Raw genomic sequence first — 18,087 nt, forward strand, 5'->3', positions numbered from 1 at the left:
CCGGGCGTGCGCACCGCAACTGCCCTCAGCGATGCCGGTCGGAAGTCGGCTTCTGCCAGAACGAGAACGCCCCCATGCCGACCAGCATCGCCAGCGCGAACGTCAGGGCATCTTCGTAACCCTGGGCGGCGTTCAGAACCGCCGAGACCGGGCTCATGCCCGCCAGCCCCCAGCCCAATCCGAAGATCAGGGCGCCAGCCAGCAAACGCTTGTCGATCTTCCAGGCGGTCGGCCATTGCAGCGGCGCGCCGGCCGTCAGCGTCCTGCCGCGACGTTTGAGCCGGGCATAAAGCGGCGCCGTGACGGCAATCGCCGCGGCGAACACCAGGAGGAGGGAGGGATCCCACTGCCCGCCGATATCCAGAAACGCCAGTACCTTGGCCGGATTGGTCAGCCCGGACAAGACCAGACCCAAGCCCATCAGCAGGCCGCACACGCACGCAAAGACCAAGTGCATATCAGTTCCCCGCCAGGTAGCGCACGATCGCAACCACCGCCATGGCGGTCAGCATGAAGACCAGCACCGCGGCGACCGAGCGCGGTGCGCCGCGCGCCAGCCCGCACACGCCATGCCCGGTGGTGCAGCCCGATCCCAGCCGCGTGCCGAAACCGACCAGCAGCCCGGCGAGAATCAGCCAGGGTGTGCTGGAGATAAAACGCGGCGCGGCCTGCTCGGCAAACAGGCCGTAGATCCAGGGCGCCAGCACCAGGCCGCCGAGGAATGCTACCCGCCAGGCCGAACCCGCTGCCGGCGGCACCAGCGCGCCCAGGATGCCGCTGACGCCCGCGATGCGGCCCAGGGTGGCCATCAGCAACGCGGCGCCCACGCCGATCAACACACCGCCGGCCAGGGCGCTGCCGGGCGTGAAGGATTGCCATGCAATGCTCATTGCGTTCGCTCCTGGGCCTGGCCGCAATACAGGCCGGAAAGGGTGTGCATGACCTGCCGGCCTTCGGCGCTGGCCATGCTGTAGTAAATATATTTGCCCGCGCGCCGGGTGGCTACCAGCCCTTCGTCGCGCAGCACCGCCAATTGCTGCGACAGGGTCGGCTGCCGTATGCCGGTGCGCGCTTCGAGCTGGCCCACGTTCAGCTCGCCTTCGACCAGTTGGCACAGCAGCAGCAGGCGATCGGTATTGGCCAGCGCTTTCAACAGCGCGCAGCAATGGTCGGCCGAGGCCCGCAAGGCCGGCAGATCCATATCGATGACAGTAGCGGGCATGGCAGGGGCGTGCGGTCCATTGATCTATGTTTTTATAGAATATCATTGAGTAGATTATCTGTTTTGCCGGGAGCCGCCATGCAACTCCAAGCTTTTTACGACCCCACGACCGGCACCATCAGCTACGTCGTGCATGACGGGCATGCATGCGCCGTGATCGATCCGGTGCTGGACTATGACCCGAAGTCCGGGCGCACCAGCACGGCCGGCGCGGATGCCATCGCGGCCTTCGTCCAGGCAGCCGGCCTGCGCTGCCAGTGGATACTGGAGACGCATGCGCATGCCGATCACCTGTCGGCGGCGCGCCACCTGCAAGGCCAGCTGGGCGGCAAACTGGCCATCGGCCGGCCGATCCGCGAGGTGCAGCGGGCCTTCAAGCCCATTTTCAATCTGGCGCTCCAGGCCGATGGCAGCCAGTTCGACCATTTGTTTGCACCCGACGAGGTTTTCACCATCGGCCGCCTGCAGGCCCGCGCCCTGCATGTGCCAGGCCATACGCCGGCCGACATGGCCTATCAGATCGGCGACGCGGTGTTTGTCGGCGATACGCTCTTCATGCCCGACGTCGGCACGGCGCGCTGCGATTTCCCCGGCGGCGATGCGGCCCAGCTCTACCGCTCCATCCAGCGGCTGCTGGCCTTGCCACCCGCCACGCGCCTGTTCATGTGCCATGACTATCCGCCCGCCGGGCGCGCGCCGGCCTGGCAGACCACCGTGGCCGCGCAACGCGCCGGCAATATCCATGTGCGCGAGGGCATCAGCGAGGCCGAGTTCGTCGCCATGCGCGAAAAGCGCGATGCCACGCTGGCCATGCCGACCCTGATCCTGCCCGCCATCCAGGTCAACATCCGCGCCAGCGAACTGCCCGAGCCCGAGGACAACGGCGTGCGCTACCTCAAGATCCCCTTGAACCGGCTCTAGGCAGGCCTTGCGCGGGCCGGCAATATCCCGCAACATCGACCGGTCGATAGTCAGACCGGAGCCGGAAACATGTTCATGGAAGCGCAGGCCGACCCCGTCCTCTCCAAAGAGGATTTCAAGGCGCGCGAACGCCAGTTGCGCACGGCTTTGCTCAAGGCCCAATACGACCGGCTCAACCGCGCCGACCGGACCTTGCTGATCGTCGTGGCCGGCATCGATGGCGCCGGCAAGGGGCAGACCATCAACCTGCTCAATGATTGGATGGATCCGCGCCACATCCACACCCTGGCCTTCGGCGAGCCGGATGACATCGAAGCCGAGTTTCCGCCCTATTGGCGCTACTGGAACGCCATGCCGGCCAAGGGTGAGACGGGCATCGTGTTCGGTTCCTGGTATGTCCGCCTGCTGCGTGAGTGCTATCGCAAAAAATCCAGCCCGGAGCGCATCGAAGCGCTGGCCGCGCAGATCCGCCGCTTCGAAGGCATGCTCACCACCGAAGGCGTGCAGATCGTCAAACTCTGGTATCACCTGTCGGCCAAGGCGCAGACCGAGCGCCTCAAGCGCCTGAAAGCCAGTCCGGAAACCTCCTGGCAGGTCTCGCCCGATGATTACCGGGTGGCCAAAAAGTACGACCGTCTGTGCGACGCCGCGCACATCGCGCTGGCGCATACCGACGCCGATCATGCCCCCTGGGTGGTCATCCCCAGCGCCGATGATCATCTGCGCGTGGTTCGCACCGCCGAGACGGTGCTGGCCACCATGAAACGACGCGCCATCCCGCTGGTCGCGCATGCCGGTCTGGACCGCCCCCGCCTGGGCCCGGTGGCCGACCGCCTGGGCGACCTCGACTACGCGGCGCGCGAAGACAAACATGACTACGACAGCGAGCTGGGCCTGCTGCAAGGCCGCCTGGCGCGCGCCGTGCGCAGCGAGAAATTCCGCGAGCGTTCGCTCATCCTGGCCTTCGAAGGACAGGACGCGGCCGGCAAGGGCGGCGCCATCCAACGCGTGGTGCAGGCGCTCGACGCCCGGCAATATGACATCACGCCCATCGCCGCGCCGCTGGCCCACGAACTGGCCCGGCCTTATCTGTGGCGCTTCTGGCGTCACGTCCCGCGCCAGAACCGCATCGCCATCTTCGATCGCAGCTGGTATGGCCGGGTGTTGGTCGAGCGGGTCGAAAAACTGACGCCGCCGGGCCTGTGGCGCCGCGCCTATGCGGAGATCAACGATTTCGAGCGCCAGCTCACCGACAATGGCGCCATCGTGATCAAGTTCTGGATGGCCATCACCGAAGACGTGCAGCTCGAGCGGTTCCAGGAACGCGAGAAAACACCCTTCAAACGCTACAAAATCACCCCTGACGATTGGCGCAACCGCAAGAAATGGCAGGAATATGCCCAGGCCGCCAACGAAATGCTGGCGCGCACCGACCTGCCGCATGCGCCCTGGTATCCGATACCCGCCAACGACAAACGCTATGCGCGCCTGCAGGTGCTGCGCCATATCGTCGAAACCCTCGAACAGCACGTCTAGCCCCAACCCCCCGGCCCCAAAGGAAAAGACACCCATGAGCACGCTAGATATCCGTCCCGTCTCCCAGGCCGACTTCGACGTCTGGCTGCCGCTATGGAAGGGCTACCAGGCCTTCTACAACGTCAGCATCGAAGAGGCGGTGACCCGCCTGACCTGGGAACGCTTGCTGGACCCGGCCCAGCCCATGCACGCCGCGCTCGCCTACGACCAGGGCCGCGCCATCGGCGTGGTGCATTGGATCTACCATCGCTCCACCTGGACGGCGGGCGACTACGTCTATCTGCAGGACCTCTTCGTGGCGCAGGACGTCCGTGGCAAAGGCGCCGGCCGCGCGCTGATCGAACATGTGTACCGCGACGCCGAGGCCAACAACGCGGCGCGCGTGTACTGGCTCACGCACGAAACCAATCACACCGCCATCCAGCTCTATGACCGCATCGCGGACCGCCCGGGCTTCATTCAGTATCGCAAGGTGATGGCTTGAGCACGCGCGACCCGCATTGCCCGCTGTGCCAGACCACGGGCGGCGAGCTGCTCTGGCAAGGCCCGCACCTGCGCATCATCGATGCGCAGGAGTCAGACTACCCGGGCTTTACCCGTGTCATCTGGAATGCGCACCTGCCTGAGATGACCAGTCTTTCCTTGCATGGCCGCGATCTGATCATGCGCGCGGTCTATGCCATAGAACAGGCGCAACGAGACACCCTCGCGCCGGACAAGATCAACCTTGCGGCACTGGGCAACATGGTGCCCCATCTGCATTGGCACGTGATCCCGCGCTGGCGCGAAGATCGCCATTTCCCCAATGCGGTCTGGGCGGCGCCGCGCTTTGCCGCCGGCCAGGAGCCGGAGGCTTTCCTGGCCCGCCAGCAAGCGATCCAGGCGCGGGTGCAGCGTTACCGGGACCGCGTGACCGAGGTCATGAACGCGCTGCTCTGGCACTGACGGCGCCGCGCACAGGTAAACCCATCCCATTTGGCGCGGCCTCTCATTCCGTCTGACTTGTTCAGCTAAAATTCAGCTCATGATCCGCTGACCCGAAGGTGGCCCTGGCAGGCCGCCTTTTTCATTTGACTCCGCCGCCGTGCCTCAGTCCCACCCGCGTTCCCCCTCCTTTCTGCAGGCGTTTCTTGCTTCCGAAGCCCTGGGCGGCTACATCCTGATGCTGGCCGCCCTGCTGGCGCTCGGGCTGGCCAACTCGGCCTGGGCCGGCAACTACTTCGACTGGCTGGGCATCAAGCTGGGCTTTCATATCGGCCCGGTCATGTTGCGCGAAACCGTGCAGCATTGGATCAACGACGGCCTGATGGCGGTTTTCTTCTTGCTGGTCGGGCTGGAGATCAAACGCGAAATCCTCGACGGCCAATTGCGCGGCGCGGCGCGCGTGGTGCTGCCGGGCGTGGCGGCGGCAGGCGGCATGCTGGTCCCGGCCCTGATCTATCTGGCCATCAATGCCGGCAATCCGGCGGGGCTGCGAGGCTGGGCGATCCCCGCGGCCACCGACATCGCCTTCGCACTGGGCATCCTGGCGTTGTTGGGCAGCCGGGTGCCCACCTCGCTGAAGATTTTTCTCACCGCGCTGGCCATTCTGGATGACCTGGGCGCCATCCTCATCATCGCCTTCTTCTATACCGCCGATCTCAACCACTTTGCGCTGGCGATGGCCGGCGCGCTGCTGCTGTGCCTGATCATTCTCAACCGCCTGGGCGTATTGAGCGTACTGCCCTATCTCGCCCTGGGTGTGCTGCTGTGGTTTTTCGTGCTGAAATCGGGCGTGCATGCCACGCTGGCCGGCGTGGCCCTGGCGCTGACCATCCCCTTGCGCCGCCACGGCGCGGCGTCCCCGCTGCACCGGCTCGAGCATGCCCTGCATCGGCCGGTCGCCCTGCTCGTGCTTCCCCTCTTCGGCTTTGCCAACGCCGGGGTGTCGTTTCAGGGGTTGGGACTGGACGCCCTGACCGCCCCCGTCCCGCTGGGGATCGCCGCCGGCCTGTTTCTGGGCAAGCAGCTGGGCGTATTCGGCTTTGCCTGGCTGGCCATCCGCCTGGGCATCGCCAGCCTGCCGCGCCAGGCCAGCTATCTGCAGCTCTACGGCGTGGCCTTGCTATGCGGCATCGGCTTTACCATGAGTCTGTTCATCGGCGCGCTGGCCTTCGACAGCCAGGCCGCCAGAGATGCCACCAAGATCGGGGTGCTGGCGGGCACCGTGTGCTCGGCCCTGGCCGGCTATCTGCTGCTCAGATCAAGCCGCCGCGCCGTGCGCATCCAGGCCGGCCATTAGGCGGTGCGCCGCCTGGCGCGCCTCGACCATGCTGCCCACCACCACGAACGGGAAGTCAAAGGCGCGCGTCATTTTCTCGGCTTGCTTGCTGGCGCGCTCATAACCCGAGATATCCGGCTTGACGGCCACATAACCACGGCTGGCCTGCCGGATGCGGTGCATGTTTTCGGTTTGCCACTGCACCATCTGTTTGCGATCCTCATGCGCGATCGGCGCGCCCAGATCCTGGGTCACCAGCACGAAAGGCTCGGGGCTGGCCATCAATTGCTCCATCTCCGCAATCCAGGCTTGGGCATACCCTTGCGGCGCGCCGAGATGACGGGTCAGCACCAGCGGAAACTGCGACAGATCGTGGTATTGAAAAAGCGCGGGATTCATTCGAACACTCCTTTGATCGCCTTGCGGCAGCTCGTACAGCGTCCGTAGAGCGCCAGGCTGTAGCTTTGCAACGTGAAACCGTGGCGTTCGGCGATGCGCGCGGCCTGCCCGGCGATGCTCGCGCCGCTGGTCTCGGCCACGGCGCCGCACCCGGTGCACACGAGATGATCATGGCGGCCCTTGGCGGCCAGCTCGAACACACTGGTCTGCGCGTCGAACTGGTTGCGCGCCAGCAAGCCGGCATGCGCCAACTGGCCCAGCACGCGATAGACCGTCGCCAGGCCGATGTCGACCTGTTCGCCCAGCAATTGCCGATAGACATCGGCGGCACTCATATGGCGCTCCGGATAGCGCTGAAACATATCCAGGATCTTCAGCCGCGGATAGGTCGCTTTCATGCCGGCGCCCTGCAACGGTGTCTGGTCCATCCGATTCTCCCGAGAAAACCAACACAATGAGAATGATGTACATTTTCATCACCGAGCACTAACGAAAAGCCGTCAACAACTTGCGCAAAACTGCCAACCTGCCATTGCCCGCCGATCCGCAATGGCTGCTCGAATCCCATCAGCTCCTGAGCGAACGCCAGCCGCAGGGCATGGAAGTGCTGCCGCACTCCCATATCGACGGGATGTTTCTGCTGGTGCAGGAAGGGCAGATGGTGCTGCACAGCGGCGGGGCATTCAGCTCCCTGACGCCGGGCCTGCTGGCCTGGATCCCGCCTGGCGTGCAAGTGCAGGCGCGCTGGTTCGGGCGTGCGCGCGGCACCGCCATGTTCGTGCGGGCGCACGCTTGCGCCACGCTGCCGGCGCTGTCTTGCAGTTGGCGCGCCACGGCCCTCATCGAGGCGCTGTTTGTGCGGCTCACGCAAGGCGTTGCGCTGGCCGACAGCCATGCGCACCGCCTGTTCGAGGTCATGATCGCGGAGCTGGGCCTGCTCGAAACCGAGCGTCTGTCGCTGCCGCTGCCGCACGACGAACGCCTGCTCAACCTCGCCTACGCCTTGCTGGCCGCGCCCGACGATGGGCGCGGCATCGACGCCTGGGCGCGCGCCTGCAATATGTCCGAGCGCACGCTCATGCGGCGGTTTCGCGCCGAAACGGGCGTAACGCTGGGGCAATGGCGCGTGCAGGCGCGCATGCTGCGCGCGCTGGAGCTGCTGGCTCAAGGCGAAGCCGTCACGCAGGTGGCCCTGGCCGTCGGCTATGAAAGCATCAGCGCTTTCATCGGCATTTTCCGCGAGCAGTTCGGCGTCACGCCCAGCCGCTACGTCTCCAGCGGCTGATGCAAAGAATGGCCAGCATGGCTATGCTCTGCCCCGGAACCGAAGGAGAGCATCATCGCTATAGGCATTCTGGCCGCCCTGGCCGACGAAATCCGAGACCTCATCGCCGCCATGGAGCCGGGCGCCAGACTGCATCGCATCGGCATGCGTGACTACCATCACGGCCGGCTGCACGGCCACGAATGCGTAATCGCACTGACCCGCGTGGGCAAAGTCGCCGCGGCGGCCACCACGGCCACGCTGCTGCAGCGCTTTGACGTCGAACAGGTCATTTTCACCGGCGTGGCCGGCGGCATCCATGCCGAGGTCAACGTCGGCGACGTCGTGATCGGCAACCAGGCGCTGCAGCACGATATGGACGCCCGGCCGCTCTTTGCCCGCTACGAAATCCCGCTCTTGGGCGTGACGCGGCTGCAGGCAGACCCTGCCCTGAGCCAGCAACTGGCCGCGTGCGCCGCGCACTTCGTGCAAGGCCGGCAAAGCCGCGTGCATTGCGGCCTGATCGCCACCGGAGACCGCTTCGTCGGCGACGCCGATACCGGCCGCGATCTGCGCGCCAGCCTGCCCGATGCCTTGTGCGTCGAAATGGAAGGCGCCGCCGTGGCCCAGATCTGTCATGAGTTCGGCGTGCCCTGGGCCCTGCTGCGCACCATCTCCGACCATGCCGATTCGCATGCCGACATCGATTTCCTGCAGTTTCTGCGCGAAGTCGCCAGCGTCTATTCCAGCGGCATCCTGCGCCGCTATCTGCAATCGCGGCCGCAGCCGGCCTGAGGCTTGTGCCACAATCGCCGCCATGGCTATCGACAATCGCTTGCTTCCTCATACTCTGGCCGCCCAGGCGGCCGGCCTGCCCGCCGATTGGGCCCAGGCACTGGCCAAGCCGCGCGTGGCGCTGGCGCTGGAGAGCATCATCGGGCATGTGGAGGCCCGGCTGGCCGAAGGCGCCACCGTCTATCCGGCCACGCCGCTGCGCGCGCTCGAAGCGCTTGCGCCCTCGGCCGTGCGCGTCGTGATCCTCGGCCAGGATCCCTACCACGGCCCTGGCCAGGCGCAGGGCCTGGCCTTCTCGGTGCCCGAAGACTGCAAGTGCCCGCCCAGCTTGCGCAATATGTTCAAGGAAATCGGGCGCGACTACGCGCTGACGGGCACGCCGGGCCACGACCTGAGCGCCTGGGTCGATCAGGGAGTGTTGCTTTTAAACACCTCGCTGACAGTCGAAGACGGCCAGCCCGGCTCGCATGCCAAAAAGGGCTGGGAAACCGTCACCGACGCGCTCTTCACCCGCGTGGCCGAAGACCCCGCTCCCAAGGCTTTCCTGCTCTGGGGCGCCCACGCCCAGGCCAAGGCGGGGCTTTTGCCTGCCGGACACCCCCATCTCGTGCTGACCGCCAACCATCCCTCGCCGCTGTCGGCCACGCGTCCGCCGGCGCCCTTCATCGGTTGCGGCCACTTCCGCCTGACCAATGACTGGCTGCAAAAACAAGGTCAAACCCTGATTGACTGGACGGTAACTTTCAAAAAAAACCCCAAGCAAGCGGAATTTGGGTTATGATCGCCGCACTGCACCAATAGATTCGGCATTTTTCCTCGCCTCAAGGCGCTATGCAGTCGATGCCCGTAACGGGCCCCATGCCGAACTTCATCGATTCCTGACCTCTTTCCTTTCGCCCCGCAGGCCGTTACTGGTTGCCTGCATTACGCGCACGGTTGATTCGGTCGGCACGATGCTTCCATCAACCGTTGCCTGGTCCCGGGGCTGATTCATGCTGCCCGCTGCCCATGCATCTGCGCCGCCCTGTGCGGCAAGGAAAAGTTATGTCTTTCGAAGACTTGGGCTTGTCGCCCAGCATTCTCTCCGCCCTGCAAACCGCTGGTTTCACCGAGCCCACCCCTGTGCAGGCCGCCGCGATTCCGCGTGCCCTGGCTGGCGCTGACCTCATGGTGTCCTCGCAGACGGGTAGCGGCAAGACCGCCGCCTTCATGCTGCCGGCCCTGAACCGCGTTGCCGGCATGTCGCCCAACAAGGGCGTGGGCGTGCAGATCCTGGTGCTGACCCCGACTCGCGAACTGGCCCTGCAAGTGGCCGACGCCACGACGGCCTATGGCGCCAATCTGCCCGGCCTGCGCGCCACCACCGTGGTCGGCGGCGTGCCTTACGGCGCCCAGCTCAAGGCGCTGTCGCGCCGCGTTGACGTGCTCGTGGCCACGCCGGGCCGCCTGATCGACCACCTCAAGGCTGGCCGCGTCAAGCTGAACACCGTCCACACCCTGGTGCTCGACGAAGCCGACCGCATGCTGGACATGGGCTTCATCGAAGATATCGAAACCATCATCGAACGCCTGCCGGAAAGCCGCCAGACCCTGCTGTTCTCGGCCACGCTGGACGGCAGCGTCGCTCGCCTGGCCGAAAAGATGATGCGCGCACCCGAGCGCATCGAAATCGCCGGCCACCGCGACAAGCACGCCAACATCACGCAAAGCCTGCTGTACGCCGACGACTCCTCGCACAAGCTGCGTCTGCTGGATCACCTGCTGCGCGACACGCGCCTGGATCAGGCCATCGTCTTCACCGCCACCAAGCGCGGCGCCGATGACCTGGCCGACCGCCTGGCCGAACAAGGCTTTGCCGCCGCTGCCCTGCATGGCGACATGAACCAACGCCAACGCACCCGCACCCTGACCCAACTGCAACGCGGCCAGGTCCGTGTGCTGGTGGCCACCGACGTGGCTGCCCGCGGTATCGACGTCCAGGGCATCAGCCACGCCGTGAACTTCGACCTGCCGCTGCAGGCCGAAGACTACGTGCACCGCATCGGCCGTACCGGCCGTGCTGGCCGCGACGGCCTGGCCTACACGCTGGCCGTGCACTCCGAGCGCCACAAGGTCCGCCGTATCGAGCATTACATCGGCCAGACCATCACGCCCGAAACCATTGCCGGCCTGGAACCCCAGCGCACCGCGCGTCCCAGCAGCGGCCCGCGCTTCGGCGGCAACAAGCGTCCTGGCGAGCGCCGCTTCGGTGACCGTCCGCAAGGCGACCGTCCTCAGGGCGACCGTCCGCAACGGGATTTCGGTGATCGTCCCCAGCGCAGCTTTGGTGATCGTCCCCAACGCGACTTCGGCGACCGCCCGCAGCGCAGCTTCGGCGACCGTCCCCAGCGCGACTTCGGTGATCGTCCCCAGCGCAGCTTCGGCGACCGCCCCCAGCGTGACTTCGGTGACCGTCCCCAGCGCAGCTTCGGCGACCGCCCCCAGCGCGACTTCGGTGACCGCCCGCAGCGCCCCTTCGGCGACCGTCCCCAACGCGATGCCGGCGACCGTCCGCAGCGCAGCTTTGGCGACCGGCCCCAGCGCAGCTTCGGTGATCGCCCCCAGCGCGATTTCGGCGACCGCCCCCAGCGCCCCTTCGGCGATCGCCCGCAGCGCGACTTCGGTGACCGCCCGCAACGCAGCTTCGGCGACCGCCCCCAGCGCGATGCCGGCGACCGTCCGCAGCGCAGCTTCGGCGACCGCCCGCAGCGTGACTTCGGCGATCGTGCCCAGCCGCGCAGCTTCGACAAGCGCGCCGCCCCGGGGGGCAAGCGTTTCGGCAAACCCGCCGGCGACCGCCGCGGCTAAGCACCCGCAGTCATGAAAACCGGGCCCTTATCGGGCCCGGTTTTTTTTTCGTCCTGCGCCGGCCCGGCCCGCGTGGGAAAATAACGCATGCAATCGACCCGCCCTTCTTCCCTGCCCGCCCTGGATGCCGAGGCCCAAGCGCACAGCGCCGCCGTCGTCGACCACCTGCGTCAGCACATTGCCGCCTCGGGCGGTTGGCTGTCTTTCGACCACTGGATGGCCCAGGCCCTCTATGCCCCCGGCCTGGGTTATTACACCGCCGGCTCGGTAAAGCTGGCTTCCGATCCCGGCAGCGCGCGCCACCCCGGCGGCGATTTCGTTACCGCGCCCGAACTTACGCCGCTGTATGCCGCCACCCTGGCGCGGCAAGCCGCGCAATGGCTGCAGGCCACCGGCACCCGGCAGGTGCTCGAATTCGGCGCCGGGTCCGGGGCGCTGGCCGAAGGCGTGCTGGCTGAGCTCGATCGGCTTGGTGTCCCGGCCGACTATGCCATCGTCGAAGTCTCGGCAGACCTGCGCGCACGCCAGCAAACCCGGCTCGCGCCCCTGGGCGCGCGGGTGCAATGGCGGGATCGCCTGCCGACAAGCTTTGAAGGCGTGGTGTTGGCCAATGAGGTGCTCGACGCCATGCCCGTGCGCCTGTTCGGCTTTACCGAAGATGGGCAGGCCTTCGAGCGCGGCGTGAGCTGGCAGGACGGCTTCGTCTGGCAGGATCGGCCCGCCGATCCTGCTCTGGCAGCCACACTGGCCACACGCCTGCCCGCCCTGCCGGGCTATGTCTCCGAAATCAATCTGCAAGGCGAGGCTTGGGTGCGCGAAATGGGCCTTTGGCTCAAGCGCGGCGCGGCGCTGCTCGTGGACTATGGTTTTCCGCGGCGCGAGTATTACCATCCCCAGCGGGCCGCGGGCACCCTCATGTGTCATCTGCGCCATCACGCGCATGCCGATCCTTTCGTCGCCCCGGGCATGCAGGACATCACGGCCCATGTCGACTTCACCGCCATGGCCGATGCCGCCCTCGAAGGCGGCCTGGATGTGATCGGCTTTACCTCGCAGGCGCGCTTTCTGATGAATGCCGGCCTGCTGGATCTGTTGGGCGGCCTGGATCCGACGGACACCCGCGCCTATGCGCAGGCAACTGCGCCGGTGCAGAAACTGCTCTCCGAAGCCGAAATGGGCGAACTATTCAAAGTGTTGGCCATCGGCCGCGATGTGCCCGTGGCATCGATGGGCTTTGCGCGCGGCGACCGGCGCGATCATCTCTAGCCCGGGGCATCGGCCTGGGCGGCTTGCAGCGCCGCCAGGCGCGCCTGACGCAAGCCCGCCTTGATACGTGCCGGCTCGCCCGCGCACTGCCTGGCGATGGCGCCGGCGTCCACGCCACGCACGGCAGATAGCGCACGCGCCCACAGGCCGGCATCGATCTGGGCCACCACGCCCGCGGCCTCGATCAAGGCGGCAAAGCGATCCGGTTTGCGCAGGCCGTCGCAACGCTCGATGGCGTCCAGGCGTTGCGCCGCCAAAGACGCCGGCAAGGCCTGCAACAGCACCGGCAACAGGCGCGCCTGATCGGCGCATTCGGCAGGCACCCGCAAGCGCGCGGCCAAGGCGTCGCGCTCGGGGCTCAGGCGTACCAGCAACGCGTAGCGGCCGGGCAAAGCCAGCCCGCGCCGCGCGGCCGCATCCAGATCCTCGGCCACGGCCTGCCACTGATGCAACTGCGGCATCACGCGCGCCAGCGCGCCGCACGCATCCCACACTTGCAGCATGCGCGAGGGCCTGGCCTCCATCAACCCCCGTGACAACTCCTTCCACACGCGCTCCGGCACCAAGGCATCGACTTCACCGTCTTCCACCATCTTGCGGCACAGCGCCTGCGTTTCGGCGGCCACGCTGAAATCGGTAAACCGCGCGGAAAAGCGCCCCAGGCGGAGAATGCGCACCGGATCTTCGGCAAAGGCGGCGCCCACATGCCGAAAGCAACGCGCGCGCAGATCGGCCTGACCGTCAAGCGGATCGATCAGCTCGCCTTGCGGCGTCCGCGCCATGGCATTGACCGTGAAATCCCGGCGCCGCAGATCCTGCTCCAGGCTCACATCGGCGCCGGTATAAAAGGTGAAACCCTTGTATCCCCGCCCCGACTTGCGCTCGGTCCGCGCCAGCGCGTACTCCTCTTTGCTCGCGGGATGCAGAAAGACGGGGAAATCTCCGCCCACCGGAATGAAGCCGCGCCGCGCCATCTCTTCCGGCGTGGCCCCGACCACCACCCAATCACGATCACCGGCAGGCAGCCCCAGCAGGGCATCGCGCACGGCTCCGCCCACGATATAGACACGCAGGCCCGCCACGGCCGGGTCCGCCGCCGCGCTCATGGCGACTTGGCCATGACGGCGGCCGGCGGCACCACATTACCCAAGCGTTCCTTGAGCGACTGCGGCTGGCCGGTGAACATGGCCGCGTAATAGACGGCATTGGACATCACGTGCTTGACGTACAAGCGCGTCTCGGTAAACGGGATCGTCTCGGCAAACACCGCGCCTTCGACGGGGTAGGTAAACGTCGCGCGCCAATTGCGCGGCCGCCCCGGGCCGGCGTTGTAGCCCGCACTGGCCAGCATCTGCGAGCCATCCAGGTCGCGCAGCACGATGTTCAGATACTGCGTGCCCAGCTCGGTGTTGACGTCGAAATCATTGACGCTGGCAGGCGTGAAATCGGTCATGCCGATCTTGCCCGCCACCCACTTGGCCGTCGAGGGCATGAGCTGCATCAGGCCGGAAGCACCCACATGCGAGCGCGCATCCATGATGAAGCGCGACTCCTGGCGGATCAGGCCGTAGACCCAGGCCGGATCCACGTCCAGCGCACGCGCCTTGGCCGACACGCGGCCCTCGAACGGCGCGATATAGCGCTGCGAAAAATCGAACTCGCGTTCGGTGCGTTCCGACGTATTGACCACCCGGTCGTAGATGCCTTCGGCGCGGGCCAGCTCGGCGGCCGCCAGCAGTTGCCGGTCGCTCATGCCCCGCAGGGCGAAATTCCATTCGGGCACCGCTTCGGCGCGCCATCCCAGGCGGAACATATGTATCGCTCGCACCAGCGCCGGATTGGCGCGGGCCTCGCGGATCTCCGCGTCGTTGACCGGCGCGGCCTGCGGCGGCACCTGGATGCGCTGCCCGAGTTCTTCGGTGGCCAGTTGGCCATAGAAGTTGAACTGGTCGGCGATGCGCGCATAGGCCCGGCGCGCCTCCGCTTGCTGGCCCAGCGCCGCCTGGCCCCGCGCCTTCCAGTAGACCCAGACCTCTTCGTTGCGTTGCGCGGGCGACATCTCGTCCACCGAGGCAACCACCCACTTCCAGTCCACCCGCTGCTGCCGCAGCGCGGCGCGGACTTTCCAGGCGTGATTGTTATCCGTCATGCGGATGTGCCCGGCCTCGCGGTACCAGTCATTGGCGCGCGGATCGAGCGAAATGGCGGCAGCCAGCGCATATTGCCCGCGTATCCAGGCCAGATGCGCGCGCGGCAGATGGCGCGCCCATTCCCGTTCGAGATAGGAGTCGGCCACGTTGACGTCCGAGCGCGCCAGGCGAGCCAAGGCCAGCGCCACCAGCTCTTTCTCGTTGCGGCCCACGGGTGTCTTGCTCTGGCGCACCAGCCATTTCATGGGATCGCGCATCATCAGGTCGTAGGTCTTGACGTCCTGCGGCTCGAAGAGATACTGCACCAGCTTGCGCGCATCGGTGGTCCGGTTGCTTTCGACGGCGTCACGCAGCTGCGGCAAAAGCTCATCCCAGCCCAATATGCGGTCGGCCACCAGCTGGTCATAAAGCGTCCAGCAGGCCGAGCCTGCGCCAAAGGCCTTCATGGCCTCGTCGGCCGAGACCCGCTGGCCGGTCATGTGGCGGGCATTCAGCACGGCGCAATTGACCTGGGCGTTACCCGATTTGACCGGCGCCAGGCGGCGCACCGTTTCAAAATCGCCGCTGCGCGCGGCGGCCAGTATCCAATCGGCGCGCAGCCGGTCTTCGAGGTAGCTGCCGGCATTGGCCGCCAGGAAACGCTCCAGCTGGCCGTCCGGCCGCACGCCGTTGGGCGGCGCGGCCAATTGATAGCGCAGCAGCCAATATTGCGGATACGCGCCCAGAACGTCGGATTCAGCCTGAGGCGCCAGCGCGCCGAGCACCGACCATTGCTTGCGCGTCATGGCGTCGCGCGCCGACACGACAGCCTGCCGCGCGGTGGAGTCGGGCGAGACCGGCAAGCCCGCCAGCACGGCGCGCGGCACGGCAATCGAGCGCGCGCCCTGATCGGGGCTGAGCGAGGCCTGCAGGCCCGGCGTCTGCGACGCGGCGCGCTGCTGCGCATCGACGGGCGCGCAACCGACGGCCAGCAAGGCCAAAAGCGGCAGCATGCGCGGCAAGCCGCCCGCTGCCAGTGAATTCTGATACCGTTGGGATTGACGCCCCGCTATGACTCTAGGCTTCATCGTCCGCCCCTTCACGTCTCACAACGCTAGACCAGGCCCGCTCGCATGCAGACCCAAAATACTGGAGAGAATACCGCAGTCACGCTGCGCGCGCGATTGCGCCGCCTGCGCGCCGAACTGCCCGAAAGCCAACGCAGCAGAGGCGCGCTGATGATGCGCGGCCGCCTGTTTACCTGGCTGAATGTCGCGCGCGAGCGCGGCGCCATCCTGGGGCGGCCGCTGCAAAGCGTGGCCGCCTTCTGGCCCATGGCCGAAGAGCCCGACCTACGCCCGTTGTTACAACAATGGGCCGCCAACGGCATCACCGTCAGCTTGCCCGTGGTGAACGACGCCGGCAGCCCGCTGGCGTTTCATGTCTGGACCCCGGACACCCCCATGCGCACGGGCGCCTACGGGATTGCCGAGCCCGAGTCGGGGCAAGCCGTGCTGCCTGATGTCGTGCTGGTGCCCACGCTGGGATATACCGCCCGCGCCGAGCGGCTGGGCTACGGTGGCGGTTATTACGACCGCACCCTGGCAGCCCTGACCGAGGCCGGTCACCCGCACACGGCCATCGGCATCGCCTGGGACGAGGGCCTGCTGCCCCACGACTACACCCCGGCCGCGCACGATATGCCGCTGGCCGCGGTGCTCACGCCCTCGGGCTGGGTGCCCGAAGCGCCGCTGGAAACCGGGGGCCTGGCCGCCGGCCGCGGCACCGTGTTTTCGCGCACGCTGCGCTGAGCGCACCATTCTGAAGCGCCGGCCGCCACCTCTTGTGGTGCGCGCCGGCGTGCGCCGCCGCCGCGCTGCCGCGTTTGCGGCCCGCGCGGGGCGATTTGGCAGGCGGCAGCACCTGCACCGCGCCTGCGGCACGCCTGTCAGAGTTGGCATGAGGCTTGCTACTGCTTCTGTAAAACGCGTGGCCGCCTTGGCCGCGTACTGCAGGAGACGCCATGAAGGACGGCCTGGCCATTGCTTTTGACGAGATGTTCGACGCCCAGGGTCGCGTCCGTCCCCATTACGAAGGCTATGCCTATTGGCTCGACAGCCAGGCGGCTGACACCATGGCGGCGCGGCGCATCGAAGCCGACCTGAATTTCCGCCGCGTGGGTATCACCTTCTCGATGGCGGGCGACGCGGCCGGCACCGAACGGCTCATCCCCTTCGATCTCATTCCCCGCATCATCGCCGCGCAAGAGTGGCAGCGCCTGGATGCGGGCCTGAAGCAGCGCGTGCGCGCCCTCAACCGCTTCATCCACGACATCTATCACGACCACGACATCGTGCGCGCCGGCATCGTCCCAGCCGAACAGGTATTTCTCAATGCGCAGTACCGGCCCGAGATGCAGGATATCGACGTGGCCGAGGACATCTACTGCCATGTCGCGGGGGTGGATATCGTGCGCGCCGGCCCGGGCGATTTCTATGTCCTGGAAGACAACCTGCGCGTGCCCTCGGGCGTCTCCTACATGCTGGAGAACCGCAAGATGTCCATGCGCTTGATGCCGGAGGCCTTTGCCGGCAACAAGGTGCGCCCCGTGGCGCATTACCCGGATCTGTTGCTGGACAATCTGCGCGAGGTCGCCCCGGGCGGCAACGTGGATCCCACGGTCGTGGTGCTCACCCCCGGCATGTACAACTCGGCCTATTTCGAACACGCTTTCCTGGCGCAGCAAATGGGCGTAGAACTGGTCGAAGGCCAGGATCTGTTCGTCGAGCAGAACACCGTCTACATGCGCACCACGCGCGGGCCGCGCCGGGTGGATGTGATCTACCGGCGGCTGGATGACGATTTTCTCGATCCGCTGTCCTTTCGCGCCGACTCCGCGCTAGGCGTGCCGGGCCTGCTGTCGGCCTACCGCGCCGGACGCGTGACCCTGGCCAACGCCATCGGCACGGGCATCGCCGACGACAAGTCCACCTACCTCTACGTGCCGGAGATGATCCGGTTTTATCTGGGAGAAGAGCCTATCCTGTCCAACGTGCCGACCTGGCAGTGCGCGCGGCCCGACGAGTGCTCGCACGTGCTGGCGAACATGCATGAGCTGGTCGTCAAGGAAGTGCATGGCGCCGGCGGCTACGGCATGCTGGTCGGCCCCTGCTCCACGCGCCAGGAAATCGACGATTTCAAGCAAAGGGTGCGCGCCCATCCGGCCAACTACATCGCGCAGCCCACGCTGTCGTTGTCGACCATTCCGACGTATGTGGCATCCGGCGTGGCCCCGCGCCACGTCGATCTGCGCCCCTATGTGCTGTGCGGCAAGGACATCCGCACGGTGCCGGGCGGATTGTGCCGCGTCGCGCTGACCGAAGGATCGCTGGTGGTCAACAGCAGCCAGGGCGGCGGCACCAAGGACACCTGGGTACTGGAAGACTGA

19 protein-coding genes are annotated in these 18,087 nt (G+C 66.7%); 12 read left to right on the forward strand and 7 right to left on the reverse strand.

The genetic code is table 11. From position 1 onward, the window contains the following. Positions 1-25: 25 nt before the first annotated feature. From CAL22_RS20140 to CAL22_RS20150, 3 genes are read right to left on the reverse strand one after another with little or no spacing between them, the layout of a single operon-like run. Positions 26-457, reverse strand: a complete 432-nt coding sequence (locus tag CAL22_RS20140; protein WP_094816228.1) for a DUF6691 family protein — start codon at positions 455-457, stop codon at positions 26-28. Position 458: 1 nt separating this feature from the next. Further along, the gene (locus CAL22_RS20145; RefSeq protein ID WP_094816230.1) at positions 459-890 is read right to left on the reverse strand and encodes a YeeE/YedE family protein; all 432 of its coding nucleotides are present in this window, start codon (positions 888-890) and stop codon (positions 459-461) included. Continuing rightward, positions 887-1,222, reverse strand: a complete 336-nt coding sequence (locus tag CAL22_RS20150) for an ArsR/SmtB family transcription factor (RefSeq protein WP_094816232.1) — start codon at positions 1,220-1,222, stop codon at positions 887-889. Before CAL22_RS20150 ends, CAL22_RS20145 begins: the two co-directional genes overlap by 4 nt. Before the next feature lie 78 nt (positions 1,223-1,300). Between CAL22_RS20150 and CAL22_RS20155 the strand changes: the two genes are divergently transcribed. From CAL22_RS20155 to nhaA, 5 genes are all read left to right on the forward strand, one after another. Continuing rightward, positions 1,301-2,143 (forward strand): MBL fold metallo-hydrolase, encoded by an 843-nt coding sequence (locus CAL22_RS20155; protein ID WP_094816233.1) that lies wholly within the window; start codon positions 1,301-1,303, stop codon positions 2,141-2,143. A gap of 69 nt (positions 2,144-2,212) precedes the next feature. Beyond that, positions 2,213-3,679 carry a polyphosphate:AMP phosphotransferase gene (gene pap / locus CAL22_RS20160; RefSeq protein WP_094816235.1) on the forward strand — a complete coding sequence of 489 codons (1,467 nt, stop codon included), beginning with the start codon at positions 2,213-2,215 and terminating at the stop codon, positions 3,677-3,679. Positions 3,680-3,713: 34 nt separating this feature from the next. After that, entirely contained in the window at positions 3,714-4,163 is a 450-nt protein-coding gene (locus CAL22_RS20165; RefSeq protein WP_094816236.1) for a GNAT family N-acetyltransferase, read from the forward strand. Then, complete coding sequence (locus CAL22_RS20170) at positions 4,160-4,624, forward strand: HIT family protein (protein WP_094816238.1); 465 nt, start codon at positions 4,160-4,162, stop codon at positions 4,622-4,624. Before CAL22_RS20165 ends, CAL22_RS20170 begins: the two co-directional genes overlap by 4 nt. A 139-nt stretch (positions 4,625-4,763) precedes the next feature. Then, entirely contained in the window at positions 4,764-5,960 is a 1,197-nt protein-coding gene (nhaA, locus tag CAL22_RS20175; protein ID WP_094816240.1) for a Na+/H+ antiporter NhaA, read from the forward strand. Here the strand turns inward: nhaA and CAL22_RS20180 are convergent. After that, positions 5,922-6,338, reverse strand: a complete 417-nt coding sequence (locus CAL22_RS20180; RefSeq protein ID WP_094816242.1) for a hypothetical protein — start codon at positions 6,336-6,338, stop codon at positions 5,922-5,924. The genes nhaA and CAL22_RS20180 overlap by 39 nt on opposite strands. Next, a complete protein-coding gene (locus CAL22_RS20185) occupies positions 6,335-6,766 on the reverse strand; it encodes a transcriptional repressor (protein WP_094816244.1) in 432 nt (143 codons plus the stop codon). The genes CAL22_RS20180 and CAL22_RS20185 overlap by 4 nt, the downstream gene beginning before the upstream one ends. Before the next feature lie 203 nt (positions 6,767-6,969). Here CAL22_RS20185 and CAL22_RS20190 point away from each other — a divergent pair, with 203 nt between their 5' ends. The 5 genes from CAL22_RS20190 (at position 6,970) to CAL22_RS20210 (ending at position 12,510) form a co-directional block, all read left to right on the forward strand. Next, complete coding sequence (locus CAL22_RS20190) at positions 6,970-7,623, forward strand: helix-turn-helix transcriptional regulator (RefSeq protein WP_094816826.1); 654 nt, start codon at positions 6,970-6,972, stop codon at positions 7,621-7,623. Positions 7,624-7,734: 111 nt separating this feature from the next. Next, positions 7,735-8,397, forward strand: a complete 663-nt coding sequence (locus CAL22_RS20195) for a 5'-methylthioadenosine/adenosylhomocysteine nucleosidase (RefSeq protein WP_244193952.1) — start codon at positions 7,735-7,737, stop codon at positions 8,395-8,397. 22 nt (positions 8,398-8,419) lie between these two features. Then, on the forward strand, positions 8,420-9,178 hold the full coding sequence (locus CAL22_RS20200) for a uracil-DNA glycosylase (protein ID WP_094816246.1): 759 nt from the start codon (positions 8,420-8,422) through the stop codon (positions 9,176-9,178). A gap of 227 nt (positions 9,179-9,405) precedes the next feature. Further along, positions 9,406-11,244, forward strand: a complete 1,839-nt coding sequence (locus tag CAL22_RS20205) for a DEAD/DEAH box helicase (protein WP_094816248.1) — start codon at positions 9,406-9,408, stop codon at positions 11,242-11,244. Between the two features lie 87 nt (positions 11,245-11,331). Further along, positions 11,332-12,510: a class I SAM-dependent methyltransferase gene (locus CAL22_RS20210; protein ID WP_094816250.1), complete on the forward strand. Its 1,179-nt coding sequence runs from the start codon at positions 11,332-11,334 to the stop codon at positions 12,508-12,510. Here the strand turns inward: CAL22_RS20210 and CAL22_RS20215 are convergent. Beyond that, a complete protein-coding gene (locus CAL22_RS20215; RefSeq protein WP_094816252.1) occupies positions 12,507-13,616 on the reverse strand; it encodes a CCA tRNA nucleotidyltransferase in 1,110 nt (369 codons plus the stop codon). The genes CAL22_RS20210 and CAL22_RS20215 overlap by 4 nt on opposite strands. After that, positions 13,613-15,652 carry a lytic transglycosylase domain-containing protein gene (locus CAL22_RS20220; RefSeq protein WP_167383699.1) on the reverse strand — a complete coding sequence of 680 codons (2,040 nt, stop codon included), beginning with the start codon at positions 15,650-15,652 and terminating at the stop codon, positions 13,613-13,615. Before CAL22_RS20220 ends, CAL22_RS20215 begins: the two co-directional genes overlap by 4 nt. A 120-nt stretch (positions 15,653-15,772) precedes the next feature. Here CAL22_RS20220 and CAL22_RS20225 point away from each other — a divergent pair, with 120 nt between their 5' ends. Together CAL22_RS20225 and CAL22_RS20230 are read left to right on the forward strand one after the other, a co-directional pair. Beyond that, complete coding sequence (locus CAL22_RS20225) at positions 15,773-16,450, forward strand: 5-formyltetrahydrofolate cyclo-ligase (protein ID WP_094816256.1); 678 nt, start codon at positions 15,773-15,775, stop codon at positions 16,448-16,450. A 212-nt stretch (positions 16,451-16,662) separates the two neighbouring features. After that, on the forward strand, positions 16,663-18,087 hold the full coding sequence (locus CAL22_RS20230; protein ID WP_244193953.1) for a circularly permuted type 2 ATP-grasp protein: 1,425 nt from the start codon (positions 16,663-16,665) through the stop codon (positions 18,085-18,087).

The sequence above is a fragment of the Bordetella genomosp. 12 genome (assembly GCF_002261355.1).
Lineage (GTDB): Bacteria > Pseudomonadota > Gammaproteobacteria > Burkholderiales > Burkholderiaceae_B > Bordetella.